This is a genomic window from Mesorhizobium sp. M0029, from assembly GCF_040323735.1.
Classification (GTDB): domain Bacteria; phylum Pseudomonadota; class Alphaproteobacteria; order Rhizobiales; family Rhizobiaceae; genus Mesorhizobium.
In genome coordinates, this window is the sequence record NZ_JAMYVF010000015.1 from 87,036 (window position 1) to 102,853 (window position 15,818).

Genomic DNA, 15,818 nt, shown 5'->3' on the forward strand with positions numbered 1-15,818 from the left:
GTGTTTTTTGTCGCTTCCAAACGGTTCGTTATTTGAACCACCAATTTACGTGCTATGAGCGGACTGCAAGGTGGATTGGCTTCCGTCCCATGCGAAGTATCTTGAGGATGCACGATGAGCACAGTCGGCAAAGCGATATCGCTGTTGGAGCAGTTCACGCTCGGCGAACCGGAGATCGGCCTGTCCGAGCTCGCCCGCAAAACCGGCCTCGACAAGGCAACGGCGCGGCGCCTGCTGATGGCGCTGGCCGACCACCGCCTGATCGAACAAGAGCCGGCAAGCCGCCGCTACCGGCTCGGCGCCGGCCTGTCGCGGCTGGCCCGCTTTCGCGACGCGCATTTTCCCTTCGTGCGCGTGGCAGCACCTGTGGTTCGCGAGCTGGCGCTGGAAACCGGCGAGACGGTGCATCTGTCGGAATTCAGCGCCGGCGCACTGCTGACGGTCCATGTCGAGCTCTCGGCAAAGGCCAACCGGGTCAATGTCGATGTCGGCCAGGTGCTGCCCTTGCACGGCACCGCCTCCGGCATCGCCTTTCTCGCCGCTTCGCCTCGGGAAGCGGCCGAGGCCTATGTCGACAAGCCGTTGCCGACCTTCACGCCACACACGGTGACGCAGCCCGAAAGGCTGATGAAGGCGATCCGGCTTGCCGCCAAGCGCGGCTATTCCTCGAGCTCCCAAGGCTATGAAGAAGGCGTGCACAGCATAGCCGCGGCAATCCTCGGCTCCGATGGGCGTCCTCTCGGTGCGCTCGCGGTGGCCTCGCCTGTGTCACGCGCCGATGACAGCATGGCAGCCAGCCAGGGCGAAGCGGTGATCCAGGCGGCGCGGCTGATTTCAGCGCGCCTGGCCGGCGAAGCCTGACATCTCTACCGTCGCAGGGGAGATGATTAGCGGGTTAAGTTCCCAGCGGCGCACCGGCCTTGCCGCGAGACCGGAACGCTTCGTCTGGGACAGGCGGCTGGAGCGCAGCAAGGAAGAATTGTTGTCGCCCGCCCGCGCGTCGCCCACGATCTCGGAAATCGCCTTTGCCTGCGGGTTCAATTCGAGTGCGCATTTTTCGCGCGCGTTCGAGAGCCGGTACGATGTGGCCCGCGGGAGTTGCGCCAGAGGCTGAGGGCGGTGGTGCATTAAGGGGTGGGCCGTTTGCCGGATCTTGGAGAGCGCCGTAGCTCGCCGAAAGCCGGCATCCGGCAGCAAGTTCTACATATTGGCAGCGGTTGGCCGCACGATCACTTCGTTGACGTCGACGCCATCGGGTTGATCAAGCGCAAAACGGATCGCCCGTGCAATGGCGTCCGGTGTGAGCGACTTCTGCCGCCATTCTTTCAGAGCCGTGGCGACCTGAGGATCGCTGATATCGTCGCCCAGTTCGGTTGCGGTCACTCCGGGGGAGATGATCGTGGCGCGGATGTCGTCATGCTCCTGCCGCAGCCCCTCCGTGATTGCCCAGACGGCATATTTCGTGCCGCAATAGACCGCCGCGGTGGGCAGCACGATATGCGCGCCGACCGAGGCGACATTGACTATATGCCCATTCTTCTGGGCGACGAAGCGCGGCAGCACCGCGGCGATCCCGTTCAGCACGCCGCCGATGTTGACATTGATCATGCGAGACCACTCATCGCGCTTCAGCGCGGCAAGCGGCGACAGCGGCATGACGCCGGCATTGTTGACCAGCACATCGATCTGCCCGAATTCGGCATGAGCGGCATCGGCAAAGGCGTCGAAATTCGCCGCGTCAGTCACGTCGAGTTCGCGCCACGCGACGCCTTTGCCTATTTCTGCGGCCAGCGCCTTGAGCCGCTCGGTGCGGCGGGCCCCGATGAACAGTCTGGCGCCGGCACCGGCAAGTTCCCGAACCGTCGCTTCGCCGATGCCGCTGGAGGCGCCGGTGATGAGTACAACCTTGTCTTTAAGTCCCGTCATGATCGTTCCTTTTTCGCTGCGGTGACGGGGAGATAGATGGCGCGAACCGGCAAAGGCCGGTAGCGTGATCGTCCAAAGAGTTTGCACGATCCTCCAAATGAACTCGAAATGCCTTGCAACATTTCGCGCCATGAAGATTTATGCGGCATGGAGAAAATCAATGAACTCGCCGAGCTGATCACCCGCTTTGCGCCGAAATCTGGCATGGCCGGCACTGCGGTGCCGCGGCTGTCGCTCATTCGCGCCAACCAGCCCAGTGCACCCGTGCCTGCGGTCTACGAGGCGTCGCTTTGCATAATCGCCCAAGGATCGAAGCGCGTCTCGCTGGCCGACCAGAGCGTGGTCTATGACGCATCGAGCTACCTGCTCGTCTCGGTCGACCTGCCGCTGGTCGGGCATGTGTTGGAGGCGAGCCCGGCGGCGCCCTACCTCTGTTGCAAGATAGATTTTGATTCCACCGCGCTGGCCGAACTGCTTGTGAAAGAAGGACGTGCATCCCCCAGCAGGGATCTGCCGGTGTTAGCTGCCTATCCAAGTGACCCCGACCTGATTGATGCCGCCTGTCGGCTTGTCAGGCTGCTCGATCGCCCCGAGAGCGTCACCGTGCTGGCGCCGCTGATCGAACGCGAAATCCTTTACCGGCTCCTCACCGGACCGCACGGTGACACGCTTCGCCAGATGGCGTCGGTGGACAGCCACCTGAACCAGGTCAGCCGCGCCATCGCCACGATCCGCAATCATTTCCAGGCACAACTGCGCATCGAAGAGATTGCGGCGGCATCAGGCATGAGCGCGTCGTCCCTTCATGCCCATTTCAAGGCGATTACGCGCATGACCCCGCTCGAATACCAGAAGCAGCTGCGCCTGCAGGAGGCGCGAAGGATTATGCTTGCCGGCGGCGCAAACGCAGGCACGGCCGGGTTCGCGGTGGGCTATGACAGCCCTTCGCAGTTCAGCCGAGAATATCGTCGCCTGTTCGGTGCGCCGCCCCGGAAAGATATTGACCGCCTTCAGGCAACACCCAGTTCGGCTGCGGCTTATTGAGTTTTCCGAGCGGCATGCGCCAGCCATGGCTGGTCAGGAGCCAGCCGCCTCCAGGTGGCGAAGCGTCCGATCATGCTCGGTAGAACTCCCGGTACCATTCGACAAAGCGCGGAACCCCTATTTCGATCGGGATTTTGGGCTTGAAGCCGGTCGCCTCCTCGAGCGAGCTGACATTGGCGAAAGTTGCCGGAACGTCGCCTGGCTGAAGTGGCCTGAGGTTGCGGTTTGCCTTGCGTCCCAGCGCGTCTTCGAGCACCTCGATCAATCGGTTCAGTTGAACGGGCGAATTGCCGCCGATGTTGTGAATCCTGAACGGGGCGTTGCTGGTCGCTGGGTCTGGCGCGACACTTTTCCACTCAGGATTGGGTGTCGCGGGTTGCTGCATGACGCGGATAATACCTTCGACAATGTCGTCGATATAGGTGAAATCCCGCTGCATGTTGCCATAGTTGAAGACCTCGATCGGCTCGCCGGCGAGGATAGCCTTGGCGAAGATGAACAGCGCCATGTCCGGCCGCCCCCACGGACCATAGACGGTGAAAAAACGCAGCCCGGTGGTCGGCAGTCCAAACAGATGGCTGTATGTGTGCGCCATCAGCTCGTTCGCCTTCTTGCTTGCGGCGTAAAGGCTGAGCGGATGGTCCGCCGGATCGTGCACGGAAAACGGCATGCGGGTGCTGCCGCCATAAATCGAACTCGACGATGCATAGACCAGATGGCCGACGGACGCCTGCCGGCATCCTTCCAGGATGTTGACAAAGCCGCTGAGGTTGCTTTCCACATAGGCGTGCGGATTGCTGATCGAATAGCGTACGCCGGCTTGCGCCGCGAGATTGACGACAACCTCCGGCGCGGCCGAAAGGAAGAGCTCCGAAATACGGTCCCGCTCCGTGAGATCGGCATGCTCGAAACAAAAATTCGAAAACGCTTTCAGCCGCTCGAGACGAGCCTGCTTCAGGCTGACGTCATAATACTCGTTCATGGAGTCGAGGCCGATAACCTGGCCTCCTTCGGCAAGCAGCCTCAGGCAAAGATGAAACCCTATGAACCCGGCTGCGCCGGTGATCAGTATCGGCCTGCTTGATGTCACTGCATATCCTAGCGTTAATTTCAGGCGAGCTTTACAAGCTCCAGTATTTTATGTTGTCGGGAACTTCATTGGGCTTGATGGCCGACTTGACATCGAACAGTGTCCCCCCCGGCCTGATCATTTGAAAAAGACGCGCTCTTTCGTTGGTGAGATATTGCCTGTGAGGCACCGCCAGAACAAGCGCCTGCAAATCGTTTATCTCATCGAGCGGCAGGATTGTTTCGCCGTGATCACGCCGAGCGGTTTCGACATCGGCAAGGGGATCATGGACTTTGGGGACAATTCCGAACTGCCTTAGTTCCTTGACCATGTCGAAAACGCGGCTGTTGCGCAAATCCGGCACGTCCTCCTTGAATGTCAGCCCGAGAATGCCGACAGAAGCCCCTTTGACGGGCGTGTCAGAACCAATCAGCCGTTTGACAACCTGCTGGGCGACGAAGGCCCCCATGCCGTCATTGATGCGACGTCCGGCGAGGATGATCTGCGGATGGTAACCTTCGGCCTCGGCCTTGGCGGTCAAATAATATGGATCGACGCTGATGCAGTGGCCGCCGACGAACCCCGGTTTGAAGGGAAGGAAGTTCCATTTCGTCGACGCAGCATCAAGAACATCCTGCGTCCGGATATCGAGCCGCTCGAAGATCATTGCCAGTTCGTTCATCAGCGCGATGTTCAGATCGCGCTGGGTGTTCTCGATAACCTTCGCTGCCTCGGCCACCTTGATCGACGGGGCGCGGTAGACGCCGGCATCGATGATACGGCCATAAACGTTCGCGACGCGCTCCAGCGTCTCGTTATTCTCGCCGGAGACGACTTTGACGATCTTTTGCAGCGAGTGTTCCCGATCGCCGGGGTTGGCGCGTTCGGGCGAATAGCCGAGGGCAAAGTCGCGGGGATGTCGCAGGCCGGAAACCTGCTCGATGATCGGCCCACAGAAATCTTCGGTCACACCTGGATAGACTGTCGACTCAAAAACGACGACGGCGCCTTTGCTCACCGCCTCGCCGACGAGTTCGGACGCCAGTTTCAAAGAAGCTAGATCGGGAGCGCGATTTGCGTCGATAGGGGTTGGCACGGCGACGATGAAGAAAGTAGCGCCTTTCAACATCTCCCGGTCGGTGGTCAGCCCTATCGAGGTCTCCTTGAGCGCCGTTGCGTCAACTTCCCCCGTACGATCGACGCCGCCACGCAATTCCCCGATCCGACGCTCGCTGATGTCAAAAGCTATGGTGCCGGGGAAAACCTTCCCAAAGGCAATGGCTACCGGCAGGCCGACATAACCCAGGCCGATAACTGCAATGCGTTCGGACATCCGTGGGGTTCCTCGAGCCACCTGTTGAGCCGACGTGCTTGTATGGCAGGCTGTTGGCCAATTCAACGATGCTCTATCGCGAAGAGGAATGTCTCACGAAAAATGGTCGTTGCCATTTTCATGTTGCCATCCGCCGATGCCATCGATGTTGTGGATAAAATCCAGCAGGACCGGGTTTCGAGCCACTCTCTGCTGCGGATTGGGGTGAACCGTCAGGTTCTGCCGGCCATCTACGCAGCGGCGGCCCTGACGACAGGGCTGATATTCTCTGCTGCCAATCCATAGGCCACTAACGGCCTCAATCGTGCCTTCTGATCAAACCAAATGCCGGGATCGGAATTCGCATCGGCACCGAGCGGATCTGCGAAATTTCAGTTTGGTCCTTGTGCATTGGCTGCGGACACGTCGTATCCTGCGTGTGGCGACCGATATCTGGTCGATCAGCATTTGCCTGGGAGCAGAAATTGGCCAGACTCTATGACAGCCGCAGACGCATTCTCGTTACCGGGGGCGCAGGGTTTATCGGCTCGCATCTTATTGACCGCCTGTTGGAACGAGGCGACGAAATCTTGTGTGTCGACAACCTTTTCACCGGATCAAAGCGCAATATCGACCATTTGGCCAAGCATCCCCGCTTCGAATTCATGCGCCATGACGTGACCTTTCCGCTCTACGTCGAAGTCGATGAGATTTACAACCTGGCGTGTCCGGCCTCGCCTGTTCACTACCAGTACGACCCGGTTCAGACGATCAAGACCGCCGTGCACGGCGCCATCAATGTTCTTGGATTGGCAAAGCGGCTGAAATGCAAAGTCTTTCAGGCCTCCACCAGTGAGGTCTATGGTGACGCGTCTGTGCATCCGCAGCCCGAGAGTTACTGGGGCAATGTAAACCCGATCGGGCCGCGCTCATGCTACGATGAAGGCAAACGCTGCGCCGAAACGCTGTTCTTCGACTATCACCGACAACATGGCTTGTGGGTCAAGGTCGCGCGGATTTTCAATACGTTCGGGCCGCGCATGCACCCGGCAGACGGCAGGGTTGTCTCAAATTTCATCGTGCAGGCGCTTCGTGGTGAACCGATAACCATTTTCGGCGACGGCTCACAGACAAGGTCGTTTTGCTACGTCGACGACCTGGTGAGCGGCATGCTGCGCCTCATGGATACGGGGCCGGAGGTGACCGGTCCAGTAAACATCGGCAATCCAAGGGAAGTAACGATCAGGCGCTTGGCCGAACTGACGACGCAGATGACCGGATCAGGTTCGGATATAATTTACCGCGATCTTCCGCAAGACGATCCGCGGCACCGCCAGCCCGATATCACCCTTGCCAAAAGGCTTGTCGGCTGGGAGCCGACGGTGACTTTAGAAGCCGGGCTGCAACAGACGATCGACTATTTCAAAGCCCTGCTGCCGAAGGTTTCCACAAACTCGCCTTGACCCGGCACCGCAGTGCAACCGTCAAGTCTGACCGATCACCGTCGTGGTAGCGACGCCTTTTGCAGTCGACTCCGGTAGGCTTGAAGTTTTTCGAATTCTAATTATTTTAAGCTTGAAATTATTTTGAAGATCCATGGCGCTTCATCCGTCCGAGCCGGGACACCGGCATTTGGCGGAGAGCAGAAGGAGGAGGAAGATTTGCCGTTGTTCCGGAATAAAACTCCATGAACACAGCACGATTTTCCGAGAGTGTCACAGGCAAGATCGTCGATGGCGTTCTCATCGTCACGATCGAAAATCCGCCGGTCAACGCGCTGTCCCTCCATGTCAGGGCCGGACTGATGGCTGCGCTTGGGCGTGCGGCGTCGGATGAAGTGTCTGCCGTGGTGCTGACCGCCATTGGGCGCACCTTCATCGGTGGCGCCGATATCAAGGAATTCGGCAAGCCCGCTATCGGGCCCACACTGCCTGACGTGATCGAAGCGATGGAGAGCTTCGCCAAACCGATCGTCGCGGCAGTAGGCGGCGCGGCGCTCGGCGGCGGCTGCGAGATTGCGCTGGCCTGCCACTACCGGGTGGCCAGCAAGGCGGCCAGCTTCGGCCTGCCCGAGGTCAAGCTCGGGTTAGTGCCCGGGGCCGGCGGAACCCAACGCCTGCCCCGCCTCATCGGCACGGTCGCCGCAATTGACCTGATCGGCACGGGTCGGCCCGCAAATGCCGACGAAGCTCTCGCTCTCGGTCTGATCGATACCATTGCGGACGATCTTCCCGAAGGCGCGCTCGATGTCGCCCGCCGTCTCGTTGGCCAACCGCTGCGGCGCACGGGTGCGCTTTCCGTCCCGCGCTCGCAACCTGAGGCCGACGCGGCAGCCGCAAGAAAGGTGCTTTCCCGCAGCCGTGGACAGATCGCGCCTGCAGAGGCCGTGAGACTGGTCCGGGCCGCGTCCACGGCCAGACTTGAGGACGGTCTTGTGCACGAACGCGCGACCTTCCTGCGCCTCCGGGATTCTCGCGAAGCGGCAGCGTTGCGCCACGTCTTCTTTGCCGAGAGGCAAGCCAGCAAAGTCGACAGGCTGGAGGGTATCACGCCTCGCAAGGTCGAGACCGTCGGTATCGTCGGAACCGGCCTGATGGGTGCAGGCATCGCGGTCTCGGCCTTGAATGCCGGCTATCGCGTAATCGGCATCGAGCAGAACGACGACGCCGCGGCAAAAGGATACGCGCGGATCGCCGGCCTTCTCGACAAGTCGGTCCAATCCGGCCGACTCACCGATCATGCCCGCAGGGAGGCGCTGAGCCGGTTTGAAGCGGCCAGTGACGCCGGCAGGCTGGTGCAGGCCGATCTGGTCATCGAGGCAGTGTTCGACGATCTCGCGGTAAAAACCGAACTCTTCCGGAAGCTTGATCGTATCGTCCGCCCCGACGCCATACTGGCGACCAACACCAGCTACCTCAACCCCGACGAGATCGCCTCGGCAACCGCCCGGCCCGAACGGATCGCCGGCCTGCATTTTTTCTCCCCGGCCAACGTCATGCGGCTAACCGAAGTGGTGGATTGCGCGGCGACGGCGCCCGATGTGCTCGCCTCGGCTATCGCGTTCGTCAGGAAGCTCGGCAAGCTGCCTGTCGTGTGCGGCGTTACCGAGGGTTTCATCGGCAACCGCCTCTATTCCGCCTACCGCCGCGAGGCGGAGTTCATGGTGGAGGATGGCGCAGCACCCGATGAGGTGGATGCCGCGCTGGAGGCCTGGGGCTTCCCGATGGGGATCTTCGCGGTCAACGACATGGCTGGGCTGGAGATAGCCTGGGCGCGGCGCAAGCGACAGGCGGCGATGCGCGATCCGCAAGCACGTTATGTCGAGATCGCCGACCGGCTGTGCGAGGCCGGCCGCTTCGGCCGCAAGACCGGGCGCGGCTGGTACGATTATTCGGACGGCGAACGCAGGAGCGACCCGCAAGTAACGGCGCTGATCGAGGCCGTGCGAGCGGCCAAGGACATCGTGCCGCGCCGCTTTTCGCCCGATGAGATCGTCACGCGCTTGCTGGCGGCAATGGCCGAAGAGGGCAAGGCCTTGCTTGCCGAAGGCATCGCGGCGCGTGCCTCCGACATCGATCTGGTGATGATCAACGGCTATGGCTTCCCGGCCCACAAGGGCGGGCCGATGTTCCACGCCGGAGACATCTGACGGACAAGCTACGACAGCTTGGCTACGACGGCGCGCAACGCCTGGCCGAAACGCCTGACCTCGTCGACCGTGTTGTAATGGACCAGCGAGGCGCGGATGGCGCCGCTGTCCATCGACAGGTTGAGACGCTTCATCAACCGGGGCGCATACATATGGCCGTCGCGGATGCCGATCTGCATCTCAGCCATTTCCTCGACGATCCGCTGCGGCGACAGCTTGCCGATGTTGAAGCAGAAGGTCGGCACGCGCTCCTTGATGCGGGTCTCTTCCGAAACCCCGTAAATGGTCGCGCCGCAAGCTTTGAGCACCGCGAGCATCTCACGCGCCAGGAGCACTTCGTAGTCGCGGATAGCGCCCATGCCGGCAACGATGTTGTCGCGCCGCGAGCGGTTGTTGGAGGGCGCCAGATTGCGGCCGATCAGTTCCAGGTACTGCACCGCGGCATCCATGCCTGAGACGTTCTCGTAGATGAAGGTGCCGGCCTCGACCTTGTAAGGGGGCTCGTCGGGGATGAAATCCTCGCGGAAGGTCGGCAGCCGCTTCAGCGTTTCGAAGCGGCCCCACAGAAAGCCCATATGCGGCGAGAAATTCTTGTAGCCGGAGCAGACGAGATAGTCGCAGTCCCAGGCCTGCACGTCGATCAGCCCGTGCGGTCCGTAATGCACGCAGTCAAGGAACACTTCGGCGCCAGCCGCATGCGCGATCGCGGCCACCGAAGCGACGTCGACGATCGAGCCGATCGAATGCGCGGTCACCGTGCAGGCGACGAGACGGGTGCGATCGGAAACCAGCGGCTTGAGGTCGTCGACATGCAGGTTGCCGTCCTCGCGCATGCGCCACCATTTGAACTTGGCTCCGGCGGGCTCCAGCGCCAGCCACGTGGCGATGTTGGCGTCGTGGTCCATATCGGTGATGACGATCTCGTCGCGCTCTGTGTCCTTGGCCAGCATCTGGCCGATGCCGAGGCTGACCAGGCGAATGAACGAGGTGGCGTTCATGCCGAAGCAGATTTCCGACGGACTGTAGGCGTTGATCAGCAAGGCCACGCTCTCGCGCGCATTGGCGACCGTTTGGTCGACCGCGACGCTGCGGCCGTAACGTCCGCCGCGCTGCACATTGTGCGAGACCAGGTGGTTGGTCACCGCGTCGAGCACGCTCTGCGGGATCTGCGCGCCGGCGGCGTTGTCCATGAAGATGAAATCACCGGCGCGCTGCAAGGCCGGAAACATGGCGCGGATGGTGTCGACCGGAAAGCCGCCGGCGGCTTGGTAATTGCTCAACTGTATCTCCTGCGAATGGCTTGGGAAGCGGGACGGTTGATGAGGTCAGCGCGTCTTCTCGGTCTTGAAGCGGTCTTCGAGCAGGCTGACGAGGCGGACCATCGGCCAGAGGAAGATGAGATAGACCAAAGCGGCGCCGATCAGCGGCGAGGGATTGGCATAGAGCGACTGCGCGTTGGTCGCTTCCTTCAACAGTTCAGGCAGCGCAACGGTGGAAGCGAGCGACGTGTCCTTGAACATCGAGACGCAATTGCTGGTCATCGGCGGGATGACGACGCGGATCGCCTGCGGCAGCACCACCTTGCGCAAGGTCAAAAGGAAAGGCAGGCCGAGCGCCTGTGCTGCCTCGAATTGGCCTTTCGGAATGCTCTCAATGCCGGAGCGGAACACTTCTGCTGAATAGGCCGACATGATGATGGCGAACGCCGTCACGGCGGAGGCCCAGGACGACAGACGGATGCCGAGGAAGGGCAGCGCATAATAGATCAGGATCAGCACCACCAGCACCGGCAGGGCGCGGAAGATGTCGGTGTAGCCGACCGCCAGCCAGCGCAGCGGCTTCGGCGCATAGAGCCGCAACAGGCTGATCCCCAGGCCGATGGGAATGCCGATGCCGATACTCAAAATGCCGAGCAGCAGCGTGTTCAGGAAGCCACGCAACAGCGCCGGCAGGCTGGACATGATCACGTCAGGATTGAAGAAGGTGTCGATTAGCGACATGGGAGCGTTCCCGAACCCCAGAGCAAAGGATGCTCAAGTTAAAACCAATCGACCTTGCCTCCCATGAGGCTATCCGTGCGGCAGCAGGCGCCGGAGCGTGAAATGAATCGTGCCGGCCCGGGAGCCGGCACGATTTAAGTGCATTGCCGGTCAGGCCTTGGGCAGCGGCATTTCCTTGACCGTCGAGGAATCGGCTGGCGCGTCGCTGCCGAACCACTTCTTGTGGATCGCGGCCAGCGTTCCGTCCTTCTTCATCGCGGTCAGCGCGTCGTTCAGCTTGCCGAGCAGCGGATGGTCCTTGCTCATCATCAGGCCGTACTGTTCGCCGGTCTTGATGCGCTGCTTGACCTTCAGGTCCTTCATCTTGGTGAAGGAGTATTCCATGCCCGGAATATCGCTGACGGCGGCGTCCACGCGGCCCGCGCTGAGGTCGAGCAGAAGATTCTGCTGCGTGTCATAGCCCTTCACGTCGCTGTAGCCGTCAGCCTCCTGATGCGCCTTGACCCAGGTCTCGCCGGTCGAGCCTGAAAGCACGCCGACGATCTTGCCCTTGAGGTCGGCCTCGGTGTTAACAGCGCTATCGGTCTTCGTCGCAATGCCCATGTCGGAGTCATAATAGGGCTGGGTGAAGGACAGCGTTTTCAGTCGCTCCGGCGTGATGGTGATCGAGGAGATCGCGACATCGATGCGGTTGGAACTGACAGCCGCGAACAGCGCCTGGAAGCCGAGGTCGGCAATGTCGGTGGTCATGCCGGCACGCTTGGCCGCTTCGTTGACGATGTCGACTTCAAAGCCCTCGAAAGTGCCGCTCTCGTTCTTGTATTCGAAGGGCGGATTGGTCGGGTAGGCGCCGACATTGAGCACATCGGCGGCAAAGGCGGTGGCCGGGCCGGCAGCGATGCCGATCGTGGCGGCGAGAAGAAGCAGGTTGCGACGAGTGAAGCTCATTTTGTGTTCCCTCTGGTTGTGATCGGGCGGGTTTGCTCCCGCACGGTTTGTTGCCGTCCCACCTCCCAGCGGGGCGTCAATTCATGGCGGCGACCATGCGCTCGAGCGCGGTCGCTATCTGGTCGCGTTCACGGCACACGCACATCCGCAGGAAGGCCGCTGCCGAATTTTCAAAGAGGTGGCCGGGAGCCAGCCCGACGCGCGCCGTTTCTAGTATCCTGGCGCAGGCCTGCCGGGCGTCGCTTTCGCCGTCCATGGCAAAGAAGGCATACATGCCTCCGCGCGGTTTCGTCGGCAGGATGATGCCGGGAATCTGTGCCAGCCTGTCATAGGCAAGGTCGAGGCCGGTTTTGATCCGCTGCCTGATCTCCTCGACCAGCGGCTCGCCTTGGCGGATGGCGGCGACAGCGCCTGCCTGGATAGGCGCGGCGGTGCCGCTGTTGATGTACTGCGTCATGGCGCCAAGCTGGTCGGCCACCCCCGACGGATGCGTCAGCCAGCCGATGCGCCAGCCGGTCATCGCCCACGCCTTCGAAAAACTGTTGACCGACAGCACCCGGTCGCCATCCTCGGCGATCTGCAGGATGGAAGGAGCAACATTGCCGTCGAAATAGAGCCGGCCATAGACCTCGTCGGAGATGATCCAGATGCCGGTGCGCCGGCTGAAGTCGAGCAGCGCCTGCATCTCCTCGCGCGACGCGGTCCAGCCGGTCGGGTTGGACGGCGTCGACAGGAAGATCGCGCGTGTGCGCGCATCGCAAGTGGCGAACAGCCGGTCGAGATCGAGATGCCAGTCGCCCTTGAAGTCGAGCGAAAACGGCCTTGGCTCGCCGCCGATCAGATGGATGGCGTTGTGGATGTTGGGCCATTGCGGCGCGACATAGACGACGTTGCTGCCGGTATCGACCAGCAGTTCCAGCGCCAGGTACAGCGCCTGCATACCGCCGGGCGTGACGGTGGTGCGCGCAATCGGGATAGACCGGCCGTGGATGCGCGTCTGATACTCGGCCAGGGCTTCGTTCAGTGGCCCCTGGCCACGCATGTTGGGGACGTAGAACGTCTGGCCTTCATCGAAGGCGGCCTTCGCGGCATCGCGGATGAAGGCCGGCGTCACCATGTCGCCTTCGCCGTACCAGAGCGCGATCACGTCGCCCAGTTCTCGGGCGCGCACGGCAAGGTTGGCGATGTTTTCAGTGTGCAGGTCACGGATCTGGGCGCGCACGCCGTCGAACGCATAGCGCGCGCTGGACGATGACTGGGGCAGTATGAACGACAAGGACTGAAACCCCTCCCACCCGGAGCACCACGACGGACTGCCCGGCAAGCCCCACCGGCACGACAGTCGCCATCCACTTTGGATGCTATCCAATGTGCGGCGCTTTTCAAGGAAAAAGTTTTAAGCTTAAAAAGTTTTTACCTGATCCCGCCCGTCTCACCCCAGCTCGGCGCGCGCAGCGGTGCAGTTGGCCGCGGCGCCGGCGCCAAGAAACATCGTGTCGCTGGCCAGCACGAAGAAGCTCGCGCCGATAGCGGCCCACTGGCTGATCGTCTGTGGGCTGGCGCAAAATATGCCCGATGTCCTGCCATGCGCGACGGTCTCGCGGATGATCCTTGTGATCGCCTCATTGAGCTTGTCCACGCCTTTCGGCCCGATCGCATCGATCGACACGGAGAGATCGCCGGGGCCGACGAAGACCACATCGATGCCGTCTATGGCCGCGATCGCCTCGATGTTGGCCAGCCCCTCCGATGTCTCGACCTGGACCGCGACGACCACCCTGTCATTGGCCGCGGCCAGATATTCGGGGATGCGATAGCCATAGCCGGCCGCGCGGCCAGGCCCGACGCCGCGTTCGCCCAGCGGCGGATAGCGCGAGGCTTTCACCGCCGCCTCGGCCTGAGCAGCGGTCGAGACGCGCGGCACGAGCACGCCTTGTGCGCCGCTGTCGAGCGCCGCCTGGATAGCTTCCGGCGCATGGCCGGGAACACGCACCATGGCCGGCACGCGGTGCACGTCGGCCGCGCGCACCATGGTTTCGATCGTGCCCCGCGCGATCTGAGCATGTTCCCAGTCGACGCAGAGGAAGTCGAGGCCGGCGAGCGCCATCACTTCGACGGCGACGGGATGCGGAATGGCGGCGAAAGAGCCGACGAGATTGGTCTTGCCGATGCACTTCTGACGGAACGCGCTCATCTCCATCCCCGTTTCGCCTAGCCCAAAATCCTATCCGCAATCGGCGGCGAGGCGAAGCTATTTCAGGCTTGAAATATTTTTGCGCGGGCCTAGCGTGTCGGTCTCCCGCCACGAGTTCCCATGATGATCAAAACGCATCCCCTGCACGGCCCGAACAAACTGAAGCTGGGCGTCTTCTCGACCAATGCCGATGGCGGTCTGGCCATCACCGATGTGCCGGAACGCTGGACGGCAAGCTGGCAGGACAATCTGACGGCGGCGCAGATCGCCGACCGCGCCGGGCTGGAATTTATGCTGCCGATCGCGCGCTGGCGTGGCTTTGGCGGCCGCAACAAGGTGCGCGAATGGTCGTTCGAGACCTTCACCTGGGCAGCAGCGCTGGCGGTGGCCACCGAGCAGATCGGCCTGTTCATGACCGTGCATGTGCCGCTGGTGCATCCGCTCTATGCCGCCAAGGCGCTGGCAACTGTCGACCATATCAGCCAGGGCCGCGCCGGCTTGAACATCGTCTGCGGCTGGAACCCGAAGGAATTCGGCATGTTCGGCACGCCTTTGGTCGAGAAGGGCTACGACCAGGCCGCCGAATGGATCGAAATCCTGGAAAAGCTCTACGCCTCGGACCAGCCTCTGGACTATGAAGGCACCTACTATCGCCTCAAGGAGGCGGTGAGCCGGCCGGCGAGCCTGCAGGTTCCACGCCCGGTGACCATGAACGCTGCTTTCGGTGGCCCGGGCCGGGATTTCGCCGCCGCCCGATGCGATTATCTGTTCACGACCTTTTCGGAAATGAGCGATGCCGGCAAGCATGTCGCCGACATCAGCGAGCGGGCCGACAAGGTTGGCCGCAACGTCGGCGTCTACACGGTGGCGCATGTCGTCTGCCGTCCAACCATGGAAGAGGCGCAGGCCTACTACACGCGCTATGCCGTCGATCTGGTCGACCACGATGCGGTCGATGCTCATATGGCAGGCAAGAAGGAGTTCTCGCAGTCGCATGACCCGCATGCCTATGACCGCTACCGGCAGCGTTTCGCCGGCGGCGCCGGCACCTACCCGCTGGTTGGAACGCCGGAGACGATTGCCGCCGAGATGGCGGCAATAGCCGGGCATGGCTACCAGGGCATCGCGCTGTCGTTCGTCAACTACACCCAGGAACTGCCCTATTTCTGCGACCACGTATTTCCGCTGCTGAAGCGGGCGGGGCTGCGCTGCTGATCAATCCGGGAATAACGAATTCGTTAATCCGGAATGACGGCGGTTGCCTGAATTTCGATCTTGGCGCGATCTTCCACTAGCGCCACCACCTGCATGGCGGCCATCGCTGGAAAATGCCGGCCGATCACCTCGCGATAGGCCTCGCCTATACCCTTGAGATTGCCAAGATATTCGGCCTTGTCGGTGAAATACCAGGTCATCGCGGTGATGTGCCGTGGCTCCGCGCCGGCTTCCGCCAGCACGGCGACGATGTTTTGCAGCGTCTGCCGCACCTGGCCGGCGAAATCGTCGGTCTCGAACTGGCACTGCCCGTTCCAGCCGACCTGTCCGCCCACGAAGACGAGCCTGCCGCGCGCAGCAATGCCGTTGGCGTAGCCGACCGGTTTCGCCCAGCCCTCCGGCTGCAGGATCTCGTGCATTTTCAAGCCTCCCCGGTATTCTTAAAACCAAATCTCAAAATC

At 61.8% G+C, this 15,818-nt stretch carries 16 protein-coding genes; 7 read left to right on the forward strand and 9 right to left on the reverse strand.

Annotation, left to right across the window (positions count from 1 at the left end; all coding sequences use genetic code 11):
- Positions 1-114 precede the first annotated feature (114 nt).
- Entirely contained in the window at positions 115-861 is a 747-nt protein-coding gene (locus NKJ76_RS23105) for an IclR family transcriptional regulator (RefSeq protein ID WP_023667822.1), read from the forward strand.
- A 22-nt stretch (positions 862-883) separates the two neighbouring features.
- Positions 884-1,114 (forward strand): helix-turn-helix domain-containing protein, encoded by a 231-nt coding sequence (locus NKJ76_RS23110; RefSeq protein WP_023708113.1) that lies wholly within the window; start codon positions 884-886, stop codon positions 1,112-1,114.
- 86 nt (positions 1,115-1,200) lie between these two features.
- On the opposite strand, the gene NKJ76_RS23115 is transcribed toward NKJ76_RS23110, so the two are convergent.
- Positions 1,201-1,926 (reverse strand): SDR family oxidoreductase, encoded by a 726-nt coding sequence (locus tag NKJ76_RS23115; protein WP_023682721.1) that lies wholly within the window; start codon positions 1,924-1,926, stop codon positions 1,201-1,203.
- 147 nt (positions 1,927-2,073) lie between these two features.
- Between NKJ76_RS23115 and NKJ76_RS23120 the strand changes: the two genes are divergently transcribed.
- A complete protein-coding gene (locus tag NKJ76_RS23120; protein ID WP_023667819.1) occupies positions 2,074-2,970 on the forward strand; it encodes an AraC family transcriptional regulator in 897 nt (298 codons plus the stop codon).
- Between the two features lie 70 nt (positions 2,971-3,040).
- Here NKJ76_RS23120 and NKJ76_RS23125 read toward each other — a convergent pair whose 3' ends face one another.
- Together NKJ76_RS23125 and NKJ76_RS23130 are read right to left on the reverse strand one after the other, a co-directional pair.
- Positions 3,041-4,060 carry an NAD-dependent epimerase gene (locus NKJ76_RS23125; protein ID WP_023667818.1) on the reverse strand — a complete coding sequence of 340 codons (1,020 nt, stop codon included), beginning with the start codon at positions 4,058-4,060 and terminating at the stop codon, positions 3,041-3,043.
- 31 nt (positions 4,061-4,091) lie between these two features.
- Positions 4,092-5,372 carry a nucleotide sugar dehydrogenase gene (locus tag NKJ76_RS23130; protein ID WP_023686926.1) on the reverse strand — a complete coding sequence of 427 codons (1,281 nt, stop codon included), beginning with the start codon at positions 5,370-5,372 and terminating at the stop codon, positions 4,092-4,094.
- A 102-nt stretch (positions 5,373-5,474) separates the two neighbouring features.
- On the opposite strand from NKJ76_RS23130, the gene NKJ76_RS23135 reads away from it, so the two are divergent.
- The 3 genes from NKJ76_RS23135 (at position 5,475) to NKJ76_RS23145 (ending at position 9,000) form a co-directional block, all read left to right on the forward strand.
- A complete protein-coding gene (locus NKJ76_RS23135) occupies positions 5,475-5,657 on the forward strand; it encodes a hypothetical protein (RefSeq protein WP_023667816.1) in 183 nt (60 codons plus the stop codon).
- Positions 5,658-5,836: 179 nt separating this feature from the next.
- The gene (locus NKJ76_RS23140; RefSeq protein ID WP_023667815.1) at positions 5,837-6,814 is read left to right on the forward strand and encodes a UDP-glucuronic acid decarboxylase family protein; all 978 of its coding nucleotides are present in this window, start codon (positions 5,837-5,839) and stop codon (positions 6,812-6,814) included.
- 224 nt (positions 6,815-7,038) lie between these two features.
- Positions 7,039-9,000 (forward strand): 3-hydroxyacyl-CoA dehydrogenase NAD-binding domain-containing protein, encoded by a 1,962-nt coding sequence (locus NKJ76_RS23145; RefSeq protein WP_352538429.1) that lies wholly within the window; start codon positions 7,039-7,041, stop codon positions 8,998-9,000.
- Positions 9,001-9,008: 8 nt separating this feature from the next.
- Here the strand turns inward: NKJ76_RS23145 and NKJ76_RS23150 are convergent, their stop codons facing one another.
- The 5 genes from NKJ76_RS23150 to NKJ76_RS23170 all read right to left on the reverse strand — a co-directional run bounded on the left by NKJ76_RS23150 (position 9,009) and on the right by NKJ76_RS23170 (position 14,142).
- Positions 9,009-10,280, reverse strand: a complete 1,272-nt coding sequence (locus tag NKJ76_RS23150) for a cysteine desulfurase-like protein (RefSeq protein ID WP_023704717.1) — start codon at positions 10,278-10,280, stop codon at positions 9,009-9,011.
- Between the two features lie 45 nt (positions 10,281-10,325).
- Positions 10,326-11,000, reverse strand: coding sequence for an amino acid ABC transporter permease (locus NKJ76_RS23155; RefSeq protein ID WP_023667812.1), 675 nt, complete (start codon positions 10,998-11,000; stop codon positions 10,326-10,328).
- Between the two features lie 150 nt (positions 11,001-11,150).
- Positions 11,151-11,948, reverse strand: a complete 798-nt coding sequence (locus tag NKJ76_RS23160; protein ID WP_023682726.1) for an ABC transporter substrate-binding protein — start codon at positions 11,946-11,948, stop codon at positions 11,151-11,153.
- A gap of 76 nt (positions 11,949-12,024) precedes the next feature.
- Positions 12,025-13,224, reverse strand: a complete 1,200-nt coding sequence (locus tag NKJ76_RS23165; protein ID WP_352538430.1) for a pyridoxal phosphate-dependent aminotransferase — start codon at positions 13,222-13,224, stop codon at positions 12,025-12,027.
- 156 nt (positions 13,225-13,380) lie between these two features.
- Entirely contained in the window at positions 13,381-14,142 is a 762-nt protein-coding gene (locus tag NKJ76_RS23170; protein WP_023749762.1) for an HpcH/HpaI aldolase family protein, read from the reverse strand.
- A gap of 123 nt (positions 14,143-14,265) precedes the next feature.
- Between NKJ76_RS23170 and NKJ76_RS23175 the strand changes: the two genes are divergently transcribed.
- A complete protein-coding gene (locus tag NKJ76_RS23175; RefSeq protein WP_286439858.1) occupies positions 14,266-15,357 on the forward strand; it encodes an LLM class flavin-dependent oxidoreductase in 1,092 nt (363 codons plus the stop codon).
- Positions 15,358-15,380: 23 nt separating this feature from the next.
- On the opposite strand, the gene NKJ76_RS23180 is transcribed toward NKJ76_RS23175, so the two are convergent.
- Positions 15,381-15,776: a RidA family protein gene (locus NKJ76_RS23180; RefSeq protein ID WP_023667806.1), complete on the reverse strand. Its 396-nt coding sequence runs from the start codon at positions 15,774-15,776 to the stop codon at positions 15,381-15,383.
- Between the last annotated feature and the right edge of the window lie 42 nt (positions 15,777-15,818).